14 protein-coding genes and 3 tRNA genes are annotated in these 13,707 nt (G+C 48.1%); 14 read left to right on the top strand and 3 right to left on the bottom strand.

Translation table 11 applies throughout. The features are described from left to right. Positions 1 to 143: 143 nt before the first annotated feature. The 5 genes from GQS10_RS17520 (at position 144) to helD (ending at position 3,630) form a co-directional block, all read left to right on the top strand. Positions 144 to 229: transfer RNA gene (locus GQS10_RS17520), tRNA-Leu, on the top strand. A 6-nt stretch (positions 230 to 235) separates the two neighbouring features. Beyond that, positions 236 to 310 (top strand) — tRNA-Gly (locus GQS10_RS17515). 7 nt (positions 311 to 317) lie between these two features. Then, positions 318 to 394 (top strand) — tRNA-Arg (locus GQS10_RS17510). A 161-nt stretch (positions 395 to 555) separates the two neighbouring features. Then, positions 556 to 1,281, top strand: a complete 726-nt coding sequence (locus GQS10_RS17505; RefSeq protein ID WP_166244562.1) for a phosphonate ABC transporter ATP-binding protein — start codon at positions 556 to 558, stop codon at positions 1,279 to 1,281. A 75-nt stretch (positions 1,282 to 1,356) separates the two neighbouring features. After that, positions 1,357 to 3,630: an RNA polymerase recycling motor HelD gene (gene helD, locus GQS10_RS17500; protein WP_166244560.1), complete on the top strand. Its 2,274-nt coding sequence runs from the start codon at positions 1,357 to 1,359 to the stop codon at positions 3,628 to 3,630. Here helD and GQS10_RS17495 read toward each other — a convergent pair. Next, entirely contained in the window at positions 3,617 to 4,042 is a 426-nt protein-coding gene (locus tag GQS10_RS17495; RefSeq protein WP_166244558.1) for an Hsp20/alpha crystallin family protein, read from the bottom strand. The genes helD and GQS10_RS17495 overlap by 14 nt on opposite strands. 100 nt (positions 4,043 to 4,142) lie before the next feature. Between GQS10_RS17495 and GQS10_RS17490 the strand changes: the two genes are divergently transcribed. From GQS10_RS17490 to GQS10_RS17480, 3 genes are all read left to right on the top strand, one after another. Further along, a complete protein-coding gene (locus GQS10_RS17490; RefSeq protein WP_166244556.1) occupies positions 4,143 to 4,649 on the top strand; it encodes a mismatch-specific DNA-glycosylase in 507 nt (168 codons plus the stop codon). Positions 4,650 to 4,667: 18 nt separating this feature from the next. After that, positions 4,668 to 5,393 carry a thermonuclease family protein gene (locus tag GQS10_RS17485; protein ID WP_166244554.1) on the top strand — a complete coding sequence of 242 codons (726 nt, stop codon included), beginning with the start codon at positions 4,668 to 4,670 and terminating at the stop codon, positions 5,391 to 5,393. 84 nt (positions 5,394 to 5,477) lie between these two features. Beyond that, entirely contained in the window at positions 5,478 to 5,666 is a 189-nt protein-coding gene (locus tag GQS10_RS17480) for a hypothetical protein (protein WP_166244552.1), read from the top strand. A gap of 55 nt (positions 5,667 to 5,721) precedes the next feature. Here the strand turns inward: GQS10_RS17480 and GQS10_RS17475 are convergent, their stop codons facing one another. Continuing rightward, entirely contained in the window at positions 5,722 to 6,117 is a 396-nt protein-coding gene (locus GQS10_RS17475; protein ID WP_166244550.1) for a hypothetical protein, read from the bottom strand. Positions 6,118 to 6,250: 133 nt separating this feature from the next. Here GQS10_RS17475 and GQS10_RS17470 point away from each other — a divergent pair, with 133 nt between their 5' ends. The 4 genes from GQS10_RS17470 (at position 6,251) to GQS10_RS17455 (ending at position 11,187) form a co-directional block, all read left to right on the top strand. After that, positions 6,251 to 8,314, top strand: a complete 2,064-nt coding sequence (locus GQS10_RS17470; RefSeq protein WP_166244548.1) for a sensor domain-containing protein — start codon at positions 6,251 to 6,253, stop codon at positions 8,312 to 8,314. A 123-nt stretch (positions 8,315 to 8,437) separates the two neighbouring features. Next, positions 8,438 to 9,478, top strand: a complete 1,041-nt coding sequence (locus tag GQS10_RS17465) for an ABC transporter substrate-binding protein (protein ID WP_166244546.1) — start codon at positions 8,438 to 8,440, stop codon at positions 9,476 to 9,478. A gap of 21 nt (positions 9,479 to 9,499) precedes the next feature. Further along, positions 9,500 to 10,393, top strand: a complete 894-nt coding sequence (locus GQS10_RS17460) for an ABC transporter permease (RefSeq protein WP_166244544.1) — start codon at positions 9,500 to 9,502, stop codon at positions 10,391 to 10,393. After that, a complete protein-coding gene (locus GQS10_RS17455) occupies positions 10,393 to 11,187 on the top strand; it encodes an ABC transporter ATP-binding protein (RefSeq protein WP_166244542.1) in 795 nt (264 codons plus the stop codon). The genes GQS10_RS17460 and GQS10_RS17455 overlap by 1 nt, the downstream gene beginning before the upstream one ends. A 33-nt stretch (positions 11,188 to 11,220) precedes the next feature. On the opposite strand, the gene GQS10_RS17450 is transcribed toward GQS10_RS17455, so the two are convergent. Continuing rightward, entirely contained in the window at positions 11,221 to 12,168 is a 948-nt protein-coding gene (locus tag GQS10_RS17450) for an alpha/beta hydrolase (protein ID WP_166244540.1), read from the bottom strand. Positions 12,169 to 12,362: 194 nt separating this feature from the next. Here GQS10_RS17450 and yhfH point away from each other — a divergent pair, with 194 nt between their 5' ends. Both yhfH and GQS10_RS17440 read left to right on the top strand, forming a co-directional pair. Next, complete coding sequence (gene yhfH / locus GQS10_RS17445) at positions 12,363 to 12,530, top strand: protein YhfH (RefSeq protein ID WP_166244538.1); 168 nt, start codon at positions 12,363 to 12,365, stop codon at positions 12,528 to 12,530. A gap of 160 nt (positions 12,531 to 12,690) precedes the next feature. Continuing rightward, a complete protein-coding gene (locus GQS10_RS17440; RefSeq protein WP_166244536.1) occupies positions 12,691 to 13,707 on the top strand; it encodes a 2-oxoacid:acceptor oxidoreductase family protein in 1,017 nt (338 codons plus the stop codon).

Genomic DNA, 13,707 nt, shown 5'->3' with positions numbered 1-13,707 from the left:
TCGGTCGAGGGCTTATCCAATAAACAAGCAACATGCTTGTAAACACTCGTTTATCGCATCCAGTTTTCAAGGAATGAACCTTTTTCCTTGAAGAAGCATAAGTTATTGTGAAGCAATATCGAAGCTGCAATCCAATTTCATATGCGGTCGTGGTGGAATGGCAGACACGCTATCTTGAGGGGGTAGTGGGCGTACGCCCGTGGAGGTTCGAGTCCTCTCGACCGCACCATCATTTGCGGAAGTGGCTCAGTGGTAGAGCATCGCCTTGCCAAGGCGAGGGTCGCGGGTTCGAATCCCGTCTTCCGCTCCATACATAAGTGCCCTTAGCTCAGCTGGATAGAGCGTTTGACTACGAATCAAAAGGCCGGGAGTTCGAATCTCTCAGGGCGCGCCATAATAAACATCAAGAAGCATCCCGAATTGCCGGTGGTGTTTTTTTATTTTTTTATAAGAGAAGGTTTGTTTCTTGGCATGTTGCAGCTCAAATATCGCAATCGGTTTCTTCTTCATGGTACAATTTAGGGAAGAGTTTTGTTCTTGGAGAGGGGAGCTTTTATGCTGATCGTTCGCAATTTGGATAAACTAATAGATGAGAGGAAAGTACTGGACCATATTTCTTTTCAAGCAGATCCCGGAGAATTTATTTCCATTCTTGGGGGCAGCGGCAGCGGGAAAAGCACCTTGCTCAAATGCCTAGCGCTTCGAGACACATGGACGAACGGACAGTATATCCATGATGGGAACGAGGTAACATCGGCGAATTGGTTATCCCGATTTACATTTAAGAATAAAATCGTCTACTTGGAAGAAAAGGTGCAGCTAGACCCGAATCAAACGGCCATTTCCTATGTGCTCTCCGGCAGACGAACAACGTTTCCGTTGTGGCGTAAAATTACGTTTACGACCCCGGAAGAGGAGTATATGAAGGCAATGGATATTCTTGAGCATGTCGGATTGCTGGATAAAGCGAAACAGAAGCTAGGGCAGCTAAGCGGCGGTGAAAAGCAGCGTGTAGCCATTGCTTACGCACTGGCAAAGGGCGCGAACATTATAATAGCCGACGAGCCTGTTACCGGCTTGGACCCTCACAGCGCGGGGAAGCTGTTAAATGATATTAAAGAGCTGTGCAGCAAGAAATCCGTCACTTTTATTTGTACCCTGCATCAAACCGAATTTGCTGAAAAATATGCCTCTCGCATTTGGGGAATGGCGGACGGCAAAGTGATTTTTGATATAAGCGGAAGAAGATTAACGCAAGGCGAAAAGCAGCGAATATTTTAAGATCGGGAAACACAAGCATTAATTGTAGCTGAGTCGAAAATACTGCATGTTATATGCTTTCATTAGGAGGCAGGAATGACGCAATTGGATAAGGATCGCATACAAGAAGAGAAACGACTGCAGACGGTTATTACAGCGATTGAGCGGGAGCTTCAGAAAGCGAAGGATATTGCTGGCGGACGTAAATCGGACGTTCTTGAAACAAGGAAATATATTTGGGATGACCTTGTTTACGATTCGGATGATTGGTTTGAAGCGGCCGTAAACATAACTCAGGAATCCAGAGAGCTGGCTAGACAAGCACAAAGCTATGCGCAGGCGGAACAGACCGTGCGCAGGCTTGGCAAGCTGCAGGACAATCCTTATTTCGGACGACTGGATTTCCACGAAGACGGGTTGCAGGAAATCGACCGTATCTATATAGGGTTATCCTCTTTTGTCGATGAAACGACAGGAGATATTTACATATACGATTGGCGCGCGCCCATAGCTGGAATGTATTACGATTATGGTCCCGGGCCGGCTCAATACCAATCGCCGGAAGGACCGATTGGCGGAAACATCGAGCTTAAACGCCAATTTATTATTCGCGGCGGCCGAATGATCGGAATGTTTGACACCGGGGTGTCCATCGGCGATGAGATGTTGAAGGAAATGCTCGGGAAGCATGCCGATGACAAAATGAAAAGCATTGTTACGACGATTCAGCGCGAGCAAAATCAGATTATCCGTGATACGGAGCATAAATATCTTCTCGTTCAAGGCGCTGCGGGAAGCGGCAAAACCTCGGCGGCACTGCAGCGTGTCGCTTATCTTCTCTATAAATACCGCAACCGTTGGACTGAGGATCAGCTGATGCTCTTTTCGCCGAATGCGATTTTCAATGATTATGTGTCGAATGTCTTGCCGGAGCTTGGCGAAAACCAGATGCAGCAGACGACCTTTCAAGAATATTTGGAAAACCGGTTCGGCTCTTCCGTTACGATTGAGGACCCTTATGATCAAACGGAATACGTTCTATCTGCGTATAAAGAACCTTCTTATACTGCACGTATTCAAGGTATTCGATTTAAAGCATCGAAAGCCTACTTTGAACTGATTGAACGGTACGTGGAGCATTTGGGTCGGGAGGGAATGCAGTTTGTTCCTTTCATGGCAGGGGAAAAAACGTTGATTTCCGTAGAGCAGCTGCAGCGCTTGTTCTATGAAACGTTTGCGGAGCAGCCGGTACCCAGCCGTATTACGAAAATGAGAGAATGGTTGGTTGGAGAGATTCAGGCCAAGGCGAAGGAACGGGTTCAAAAGTGGTTTCGGAATTTACAAAAGCAGCCAAAGTACTTGGGCTCAGATGAAGAGCTCAAGGCCATGGCCAAACGAAAAGCGCGTAAGGTGTATGGTCCGCTGCAAAATCAAGCGAAAAAACTGGCGTTCATTGATATTACCGCACTTTATCGCGCCCTTTTAACGGATGAGCAGCTGGTTCGTCAGCTTATAGGTGAGGCTTCGATACCGGAGGCTTGGAAAGCCATTGCCAGCGATACCCTCGAGCGTATGGAAAGCGGGGTTCCATACGAGGACGCGGCGCCTTTGCTGCTGCTCAAGGAAGGTTTGCATGGCTTTTCTGCCTTAAGGCGCATGCGTCATGTCGTCATCGATGAAGCGCAGGATTACTCGCCGTTCCAGCTGCTTTTTATGAAGCGGTTGTTTCCGGGAAGCGGCATGACATTGCTGGGCGATGTGAACCAAGCGATCCTGGCGCATTCCGACGACAGTGGTCATCTGCGTGCAGAGGATTTATTGGGTCAAGAGGAAACGGCGGTCATCCGTTTGTCTAAAAGCTATCGCTCCACCGAAGATATCGTTCATTTTACCAATGAGATGCTGACGGACCATGCGCCGGCGGTTCCGTTTGAACGGAAGGGGAAAAAGCCGCTGCTCGTTTCTTTGTCGGATGAACAGAAAGCGGACAATTACAGCGAGCTGCTTCGTATTCTGCAGGATGAAGGCTATGAGTCCATCGCTATCATCTGTAAAACGGCGCAGGAATGCGAGGAGGCCTTCGCCCTGCTGAAGCCGGAGTGGGATGTTCACTTGATTACCAAGACGACACGCACCTTCATAAAAGGATTGCTCATTATCCCATCCTATTTGGCAAAAGGCCTCGAATTTGACGCTGTCCTCATCTACGATGCGGGAGAACGGCGGTATGCGCGAGAAGAAGAACGCAAGCTTTTTTATACGGTGTGTACTCGGGCGCTGCATCGCCTTGTGATTGCACATAGCGGCAAAATCACGCCATTTATCGCGCAGCATGTGAGCAAGGAACGCTACGAGGTTACGGAAAAATAGAGGTCCATTTTTCTTTGTTGGCGGTTCTTTGCTTCCCTAAGGTAATGGTCAACATTCCATTGCGATATTTCACGGATTGCGGCTTTTCTTCTACAGGGTAGGGAACGGGAATCACTTTTACAAACGCTTCGGGCTTCCGTTCGTCGTAGTAGGATTCGGTCTCAAGATGACGTCGGCGGTGAATTTGTTCGAACTGGCCTCGTATGAGCACCGTACTGCCGGACACACGCATCGACCAGTCCTGAAGCAGGCGCTTGGAGGTGCCGGGAGCCTCAATAATAATCTTGATCGTATTGTTCTGATCATAGACAACCGCTCGCGGACCTTGGCCCCAAGCGCCTTCAAACATCTCCATAATTTGGGACTGGGCATGCACGACCATTTTCATAAATCGGTTCAATTCGTTTAGCATGGGCACACCTCATTGCATTGTTCTCTTGTCATTAGCCTATGTAATTGGATTACGGCCTGTGTGGGCAAATCCCCATTCCATTTCAAAAGGAGGCTGTCACATGGACGTAATACCGGACCATATTCGCCAAGGGCTGAATGTGCTTTTTGTCGGGTACAATCCGAGTCTGCGCTCCGGGGAAACGGGGCATCATTACGCCAACCCTAACAACCGTTTTTATCGGCTATTAGCTGAATCGGGGTTAACCGCAAGGCGGTACCGCCCGGAAGAGGATCAGCAGCTTCTTGCCGATTATGGGTACGGCTTCACGAACATCGTAGCAAGGCCGACGAGGACAGCAGAGGAAATCTCCCCTGATGAATACGCAGAGGGACGTATTTTATTGAAGCAAAAGATCGAAAAACACCGCCCGAGACTCGTATGTTTTGTCGGTAAGGGTGTTTATGAGCAGTACAGCGGAAGAAAGAATGTGCCGTGGGGAGCTCAGGAAAACCCGGTTGTTTCCGGGACGATCGAATATGTGGTCCCTTCTTCAAGCGGACTGGTTCGGATCCCGATGGACGAAATGATCGAGCATTTTCGCGGAATACGCACACAACTAGAATAGACATAAGGGCAGGTAGACATGACGAAAGCTAAACGTTTGGCATATGCGCTGTTTATTGGTGCTCTGCTTCTTGTAAGCAGTACCGGCTGTTCTTCGCTATCGTTTTCTCTTCCTTGGGAAAAAGAGCAGCAATCGGCAGTGCAAACGGATAGACAGACCTACGAGGCTGTGGTTGCAAAAGTAGTGGATGGCGACACGATTCATATTGAGCAGCCTGTGATGGGGACGAAGAAAATTAGACTGCTTTCCATTGACACTCCTGAAAAAAATTACAATGGAAAATCACAGGGGAAGTATGCCGAGCAAGCAACCGAGGCACTAAAGGAGCTTCTGCCGTCAGGCACATCCATCATTGTCGAACCGGGGGAGGACCCCATTGATTCGTACGGGCGTCTGCTGGCACATATACATAAAGAGGGAATGAATGTTAACGAAGAAATGGTCCGGCTCGGATGGGCGGTTCCGTTTCTCATTTATCCTAATTTTTCTTACGCGGATTCGTATCTAGCTGCAGCGACTACAGCCAAAACACAAGGTGCAGGAATATGGAACCCGAAGGAGCCAATCAAGCTTCTCCCTTATGAATTTCGGATGAAAAATCCCGAGATTAGCAATAAAATCGTTGGTAGCTACAAGACCAAGCGGTATGTGCCGAAAAATCAATGGAGGAGCGTCCCTGTAGAGGAACGCGTCTTCTTCTTTACGCTGAAGGATGCGGAAAAAGCAGGCTTTCGCAAGCAATAAGGATGTATAATTCCCTCGCCGGATAGAAAGGATAGGAGGTAAACGTTTTGCCAAACCTATCTCGGAAAGGCGGGAAGCATTGCAATGCTGAAATGGCTGTTGAATGTAAGCCTCATCGGCTTGTTTTTGTTTATGCTGGCAGCACATGCTCTGATGTATTATTTATATGGAACTGAAAACTTTTTTATGGTGGCTCTCTCGGCATCTCTGGTATGGACGGTGGTTGTAGGCATTATTCAGCTGTCCGTACGTCGTAACACTAGGGCCCGATAAATGAAAAAAAGGCTGCGGCACCGAACAAGAATCGGCTGCTGCGGCCTTTTTACGTCTATAGAGATTGAAGCTGAGCATATTGGGTGATGGTCTTTAGCAGCCGCTCATGGATCGGGATAATGAAATCCATGGACCCGAGCTGGAAGATGCCGCTTCGATTGTGCATGGTTCCGCCGGTCACCAAAATTTTGTAGTGCTGACTTCCGGCTGACGCAAAGCTGCCGATTTCACGGACCTGGGAATGCTGAGGATGCTCCAGGCGAATCTTAGCTAATGACCGAATATCAAACGGAACAATACTAATGATATTTTCTAATTTGACGATATAGTTAACATGAGGCTTATGCAGAACGAATTCTTTCGTGGAAACGGTAAGCCCGTAGTCGCGCTTTTTATGAGAAATTTTGAGCTCGCCTTCAAGTGATTTAATCTGAATGAAATTTTCGTTCATGATGACGCCTCCTTTTCCGACAAGAATATCATAGAAACAGCGAAAAAACGACAGAAAACGATGATTTTCTTTTGGACTATGACTGGAAATTCGTTTATAGTAGAAGTATAGACTTTAGCTGGGAGTGGACATGTTGCAGCCTTTCGTGAATGAATTCTCGATGGACGACCAATACAAATTTGCGATAAATCTAGTAGAGACGTTGTCCCAATATGGAGATATTTCATTTATGCTCTGCGAGCCGGGCGGGGGCATATTACATGTCAATTCTACGTTTGAACGCACGTTTGGCTGGACGGCTCAAGAAGCAATCGCATATAATCCAGCGCTCTGTGACGAAGAAGAGGCGGCGCGTTTTCTAAACATATTATCGGAACAACGATATTCCGTTGCAAATGTCGAAATTATTCGGAAGCGTAAGGACGGATCCTGTTTTCAGGCGAAAGAATCGGTAACTCCAATTCGTAATGAAAAGGGAGAAGTGCTTGCTTACGCTTGCTTTACACTCGATCTTTCTGAGAATACCCTCAATGTTTTAAGTAAATCCGACGACGAAGAATCTTTTCGAGCTTTGTTTGATTCCAATCCAGATGCGGTGTTTTCGCTTGGGCTTGATTGCTGTTTAACCAGTGCTAACTCTGCGCTGGAGAAGATGACAGGGTATAAACAGGACCAGCTGATTGGGAAAACGCTGGATCACTTTGTTGTTCCACGGGCCCGAGAAGTCGTGATTGACCGGTATCAGGATGCATTGAAAGGGATCTCCTCCCAATTCGAAACGATGATGTACAGCAAGGATGGCGAGCATTTGCTGGTACAGCTTGTCACCCTGCCGATTACAATCGAAGGCCAAGTGAAAGGTGTTTATTGTATCGCCAGAAATGTAACCGAACAGAAGAAAACGGAAGATAAGGTTACCCATATGGCTTACCATGACGCTCTTACCAATTTGCCCAATCGCAGGAAGTTTCATGAGCACACGCAGCAGATCTTGTTTTTTGCTGCCAAAAATAATGAAAAAGCGGCTGTCCTGATGATTGATTTGGACGGGTTTAGCGCGATAAACGATGCGTACGGGCATACCATCGGGGATACGGTGCTGCAAATCGCGGCCAAACGCATGCAAAACTGTATTCGCGATATAGATATGATTGCCCGAATCGGCGGAGACGAATTTACGATTACGCTGCCTCATATCACTGAAGCGGACCATGCGGTAAAGGTTGCGGATCGGATATTATATGAATTGAACAAGCCTTTTTATGTACGAGGCTTGAAATTTGAGGTGTCCGGAAGCGTAGGAATCGCAATCTTCCCAGACGACGGGCATACCACTGACATCCTGCTTCGACATGCCGATACGGCGATGTATCGCGTGAAAGAAAACGGGAAAAACAGCTTTGGCTTATACTCGGGGGAAATGCGGCAAACGGCAACCTTCCGTCAGAGAATCGAAAGGGAGCTGTTAAATGCAATCAAATACAATCAATTTGTTCTGCATTATCAGCCTCAGTTTGACGTAACCTCCGGGAAGATCGTCGGTGTGGAATCTTTGATTCGATGGATCCATCCGGAGAGAGGCATTGTATATCCCGGAGAATTTATTCCTATCGCCGAACAGTCGGATTTGATTGTTCCGATTGGGGAATGGGTGCTTCGTACGGCTTGCATGCAGGGTAAAATGTGGTACGACTCCGGCCACCACAATTTGCGGATGGCTGTGAATTTGTCGGCGAGGCAGCTGCAGCAGGACTGCCTTGTTGAACGAATTTCCGCCATATTGCAGGAAACAGGGCTGCCTCCAAGCTCACTTGATTTGGAAATCACGGAAAGTGTAGCGATACAAAATCCCGAAACCGTCATTCAGAAGCTGAAGGCGTTGGCTGATTTAGGCATTCAAATTTCCGTTGACGATTTTGGCACGGGCTTTTCATCGCTCAGCTATTTAAAGCTTCTCCCGATTCATAAATTGAAAATTGACCGGACCTTTATTTCCGATATTGCCAACCAAACGGACGCGGCCATTGTCTCTTCGATCGTTGCGCTGGCGCATAATCTTAACCTAGAGGTTGTCGTAGAAGGTGTCGAAACGACATTCCAGAGAGAGTGGCTTCCGAAGCTAGGCTGTTCCATGATGCAGGGCTTTTTCTTCAGCAAACCGGTACCTCCGGACCATATTTCCAATTTATTAAAATGACACTTTGCGGAGTGTCATTTTTCGTCGCTTCTTATTGACGGTCGGTTAAATATGAGGTTACAATGTCAGTACTGCTTTAAAATTTTTATGCTTTTATGCACTAAAGAAAATGGGGGATTCGGGATGAAGAGAAAAGCACTTGTTAGTGCTGTGTTGGCACTTGGCTTATTGACTGCGGCAGGCTGCGGCGCGAAGACGGAAACAGGAACGAACGGCTCGGCTACTAACGGCTCCGCTGAGGCTCCGTCCGAGACGAAGGTTTACAAGATCGGGATTTCACAAATCGTGGAGCATCCGGCATTGGACGCGACTCGCAATGGATTTTTGGCGGCTCTTAAGGACAGCGGTCTTGTCGAAAAGCAAAACCTTGAAGTCGATATTCAAATTGCGCAGGGCGATCCGACCAATAACATGTCTATTGCTCAAAAGTTTGCAGGGGACAAGAAGGATCTGGTTCTGGCGATTGCAACACCATCGGCTCAAGCGGCTGTACAAGCAATCAAAGACACACCGGTATTGTTTTCAGCAGTTACCGATCCGCTCGGGGCGAAGCTTGTTGCCGACATGAAGAAGCCCGGCTCCAACGTAACCGGTGTATCCGACACGCACCCGGATGAGATTGCGAAGCTGATGGAGTTTGTGAACAAGCAGTTCCCAAACATTAAGACGATCGGCACAATTGCAAATGAAGGCGAGCAAAACTCTGTCGTACAAATTCAGAAGGCTGAAGAAGCGCTTAACAAGCTCGGAATTAAGGTAATTAGAACAGCGATTAGCAACGGTTCCGAAGTGAAGCAGGCAGCAGAGTCGCTCGTAGGCCGCGTCGATGCAATCTATATTCCGAAGGATAACACGGTCATCTCCACCTTTGAATCTGTACTTTCCGTAGCGGAAAAGAACAAGAAGCCTTTATTTGTAGGTGATATCGATTCCGTGAAGCGCGGCGGCTTTGCGACGTTTGGTTATGAATTTTTCGATATCGGTTATACAACAGGCAAAATGGCTGTAGAAATTTTGAAGGAAGGCAAGAAGCCGGCCGACCTCGCGGTTCGATTCCCGGAAAAGCTTGAGCTCTACATGAATTTGAAGGCTGCAAAAAATCAGGGCATCGAAGTGACGCCTGAGCTGAAGAAGCTCGCAGACGCGAAAAACATCATCGAATAACACAATGGAGGGGCACGCCCAATGCCGATAGCGATTACCGGAGCGATCGAGCTCGGTTTACTTTACGCCATTATGGCGTTAGGCGTTTACTTGACGTTTCGTATTTTGGATTTTCCGGATCTTACGGTTGACGGCAGCTTTACGACCGGCGCGGGCATTGCCGCTGTGCTGATCGTGGGCGGCGTCTCCCCGGCTCTTGCGACCCTTGCTGCTTTCGGCGGGGGACTTGCTGCCGGGGCCGTAACCGGCTTGCTGCATACGAAAGGGAAAATTAACGCACTGCTTTCCGGAATTCTCATGATGATTGCACTGTATTCGATTAACCTGAGAATTATGGGGAAAGCGAACATATCCGTATACAACCTAGACACTCTTTTGCCTGAAGGATCCGTTCTTTTGATTATGCCATTCGTGGTGCTGGCCATTAAGCTTGCCGTCGATTGGTTCTTGAAGACGGATGTAGGATTAGCACTGCGTGCGACAGGAGATAATGCGCGCATGATCCGAAGCTTCGGCGTGCATACAGACAATACCATCATACTTGGTGTGAGCTTGTCGAACGGTCTTGTGGCCGTCTCCGGCGCACTGATCGCCCAATATCAATTTTCTGCAGACATCCAAATGGGTGTCGGCATGATCGTAATTGGTCTTGCATCGGTTATTATCGGCGAAGTGATCTTTGGCGCTCGTTCCATCGTTCGAGCTACTATCGCAGTTGTGCTCGGAGCCATCGTTTACCGCTTGGTTGTTGCCATGGCGCTGCAAATCGGCTTGAATCCAACGGATATGAAGCTGATGACTGCACTTATCGTTATTATTGCTTTGATCGCGCCGATGCTTCGCAAAGCGGTTTCGCAAAAACGGGCGGGTCGCAGAAGGATTGCGGAATTGGCGAGAAAAGGGGAGGTGCGCTGATGCTGCGGATTGAAAATGTATCCAAGCTGTTTAACGCGTCCTCGCCTGATGAAAAGATTGCTTTATCCTCAATTAATCTTCAGCTGAAGCCTGGCGATTTTGTAACCGTGATCGGAAGTAACGGGGCGGGCAAATCGACCTTAATGAATATCATTTCTGGTGTAATGACCCCGGACCTCGGGGAAGTGCATATTGAAAACAGCAATGTGACGAATATGCCGGAGTATCAGCGATCCAAGTGGATCGGCCGTGTGTTTCAGGATCCGATGGCGGGGACCGCTCCGTCGATGACGATCGAGGAAAACCTTGCCCTGGCTTATTCCCGCGGTAAGACAAGAGGTCTTGTAATGGGTGTCAGCCGTGCGCGCCGTAAGTTATTTCGCGAGCAGTTGTCGCGGCTGGGCATTGGTCTGGAAAACCGGCTTTCGGCAAAGGTAGGCTTGCTGTCCGGCGGCGAGCGGCAAGCATTGAGCTTATTGATGGCGACGTTTACGAAGCCAAGCATATTGCTCTTGGATGAACATACGGCTGCCCTCGATCCAGCGCGGGCGGATCTCATTACGAAGATTACGAAGGAGATCGTTGCCGAGCTTAAGCTGACAACGCTGATGGTTACTCATAACATGGAGCAGGCCATTACCTTGGGGAATCGACTTATTATGATGGACAAAGGTAAAATTATTATCGATATGGCGGAAGAAGAGAAGAAGCAGGTAACGGTTGAAAAGCTGCTTGAAGCCTTCCAGCAAATTAGCGGGCATAAATTGGCCGACGACCGCGTCGTTCTTGGATAACGGTTTACATGCAAAAAGCGCAGTGCAGAGTGATTACTCTGCCTGCGCTTTTTGCAGCTGTGGCTTGATTACACCGATTCCTTCGAGGAATTGCCCAACGATCTGGTTATACTCCTCTTTATTTTTCCAATAGGCCTCTGCGTGATCTGCATTCGGCGCCAAATACAGCCCCTTGACGCCTTCTTTCTTTTCGTACAAATCGACCGACATTTCTTTAGGGATATACGTATCCTCGGTTCCATGAATAAATAAAACCGGGACTTCAACCTTATGCAAAGTGCGTATTGGGGAAGCGGCCCCGAACCGGAAGCCGCTGCGGAGCCATGCCACGAAGCTTACGATCGGAATAAGCGGAAAAGCAGGCAGCCGATATTCGATTCGAAGTCTGTACTTCAGCTGCTCCGTAAAGTCTGAATATGGACAATCCGCGATATAAAAGGCAGCACGGCTATCGATTGCCGCATGCTGCAGTGCGGTTGCGGCTCCCATCGATTCCCCGAAAATGCCGATGACACTCTCTGGACCTGTTTTCTCGAAAACCCAGTCGACACATGCCTTGAGATCCAGCTTCTCATAAAGACCATAGGTAGTCGTGGTGCCGCCGCTTTTTCCATGTCTGCGGTGATCATAGGCAAGTACATTAAAGCCTCGGGGCAAAAATAGATCCATATATTTGATCATCCCGGAATGGGAGGAGGTTACGCCATGTGCCAAAATGACGGTTTTCCGAGAAGAGGCTGGACCCGGCGCCGGAATAAATACAGCGTGGAGGGGGTAACCCATAGGGGAGTCAATTCGGACCTCCTGCTTCGTAAGCCGCTCATATACATCCTTGTCGAATTTCCTGGCCTCCGCCTCGGCAAGAAAAATGTCGAGATCGTTATGCGTCCTCATATAAAGGACGATCTTTGAAAAATAAACTGCAGCAATGAAGATCAAAGCTGTAAGAAAAGCGAAAAAGGCGATAACGTAAGGCAGCATGATGTTTCCTCCATTCGGTCCTTGTTATTGTCCTTTTATTCTTCTTATATTTTGCTCAAATTATAGGAAAAGGTCAAAAAAAGTAATGCTGTTTTTCAGTTCAGAGCAACTGTTATACAATAAATAAAACTGTTGCACAACAATAATTGTTATAGTACACTATACAACAGAATAAGGCAGAAGGAGTGATTGGAATGCAGCAACCGGAATTCAGAAGTTCGTTGTCGCCGATCGTGTTTTTTGATAAGCTTCCGCCGAAGGTTTGCCGCAGCTGCGGGCAACAAATTCAAGAGCAGGCCGACTGCTATACCCCAGATTGTCATGACTGTCAGAATCCAACACCTCATTTAAAGCGCGCATAATCGGTGAAAATGCACCTGCTTTATAAGCCTTCCTTTTAGGGTGGCTTATTTTTTTTATCTTTAAACCTATATACGTGAAGATGCATAAGCTGTTATACTATTTTTTAATAACTGTTTCATTCAACTACATAGTCCATTACTTTAGAGGGGGAGTGGAGGTATGTCAGTAGTACCGAAATCACTGCCGAAGAAGAACGAGCTTGGGTTTTTCGAAATTCGCCTGGAATCCATCGGCGGACTTGGAGCAAACCTTGCAGGCAAAATGCTCGCTGAGGCAGGTGTAAATGGAAGCGGTTTCAACGGAGTTAGTTTTTCGTCTTACGGCTCGGAGAAGAAGGGATCGCCAGTTAAGGCGCATATCCGCTTCTGTGATTTGGAAACGAATATCCGCGATACTACACCGGTAGAACGTCCTCATGTGGTAGGCATTTTCCATGAGAATTTATCGAAAACGGTCAATGTGATCAGCGGCATTTATGAAGACAGCGTCGTACTCGTCAACTCCGCAAAAACACCGGAGCAGCTGAAGGAAAAAATGAAGCTTCTCGGCGGGACAATCGCTGTTGTCGATGCAACGGGAATCGCACTGGAAGAAAAGAACCGCGCAAACATGGCGATGCTTGGTGCGCTGTTCCGGCTTTGTGAGTTCCTCGATGTCGAGCATATGAAGCTGGTCATCCGCAAGTCGCTCGAGAAGAAATATCCGCAAGCGGTTGAGCCTGCTCTGCGCACCTTTGACCGAGGCTATAATGAAGTGAATTTCCAAACGTTTTCGCTGCCGGAAGGCGTGTCGATGCCGCTTCCGACCCGGTGGGATATTCCGGTGCTCGGTTATGAAACCCAGCCGATGGGTGGTATGATTGTCAACCCAGGCAACAGCATTCTTAAAGATTTGAGTATCTCCCGTGCCGGCATGATGCCGCATTTCGATGAAGAAAAATGCATTCACTGTGCGGCCTGTGACACGGCCTGCCCGGATTTCTGCTTTGTGTGGGACGAACAGCCGGATAAAAAGGGCCGTCCGCAAATGTTCCTGCAGGGAATCGATTACCAGTATTGTAAGGGCTGCTTAAAATGCGTTATCGCCTGTCCGACCGAAGCACTCAGCTCCGAGCGCGAGACGGAAGGGTACCACGAAGAGCATCGCGTCCCTCACCGATTTACCTTAGCGAACTAA

It is taken from the genome of Paenibacillus turpanensis (assembly GCF_011421635.1).
GTDB classification, from domain to species: domain Bacteria; phylum Bacillota; class Bacilli; order Paenibacillales; family YIM-B00363; genus Paenibacillus_AK; species Paenibacillus_AK turpanensis.
The sequence above is the reverse complement of the archived record's forward strand: the minus strand, read 5'-3'. Positions and strand labels throughout refer to the sequence as shown.

Coding starts and splice junctions, on each gene's coding strand:
- GQS10_RS17505 (WP_166244562.1), top strand. CDS start 556: ATGCTGATCGTTCGCAATTTGGATAAACTAATAGATGAGAGGAAAGTA.
- helD (WP_166244560.1), top strand. CDS start 1,357: ATGACGCAATTGGATAAGGATCGCATACAAGAAGAGAAACGACTGCAG.
- GQS10_RS17495 (WP_166244558.1), bottom strand. CDS start 4,042: ATGCTAAACGAATTGAACCGATTTATGAAAATGGTCGTGCATGCCCAG.
- GQS10_RS17490 (WP_166244556.1), top strand. CDS start 4,143: ATGGACGTAATACCGGACCATATTCGCCAAGGGCTGAATGTGCTTTTT.
- GQS10_RS17485 (WP_166244554.1), top strand. CDS start 4,668: ATGACGAAAGCTAAACGTTTGGCATATGCGCTGTTTATTGGTGCTCTG.
- GQS10_RS17480 (WP_166244552.1), top strand. CDS start 5,478: ATGCTGAAATGGCTGTTGAATGTAAGCCTCATCGGCTTGTTTTTGTTT.
- GQS10_RS17475 (WP_166244550.1), bottom strand. CDS start 6,117: ATGAACGAAAATTTCATTCAGATTAAATCACTTGAAGGCGAGCTCAAA.
- GQS10_RS17465 (WP_166244546.1), top strand. CDS start 8,438: ATGAAGAGAAAAGCACTTGTTAGTGCTGTGTTGGCACTTGGCTTATTG.
- GQS10_RS17460 (WP_166244544.1), top strand. CDS start 9,500: ATGCCGATAGCGATTACCGGAGCGATCGAGCTCGGTTTACTTTACGCC.
- GQS10_RS17455 (WP_166244542.1), top strand. CDS start 10,393: ATGCTGCGGATTGAAAATGTATCCAAGCTGTTTAACGCGTCCTCGCCT.
- GQS10_RS17450 (WP_166244540.1), bottom strand. CDS start 12,168: ATGCTGCCTTACGTTATCGCCTTTTTCGCTTTTCTTACAGCTTTGATC.
- yhfH (WP_166244538.1), top strand. CDS start 12,363: ATGCAGCAACCGGAATTCAGAAGTTCGTTGTCGCCGATCGTGTTTTTT.
- GQS10_RS17440 (WP_166244536.1), top strand. CDS start 12,691: ATGTCAGTAGTACCGAAATCACTGCCGAAGAAGAACGAGCTTGGGTTT.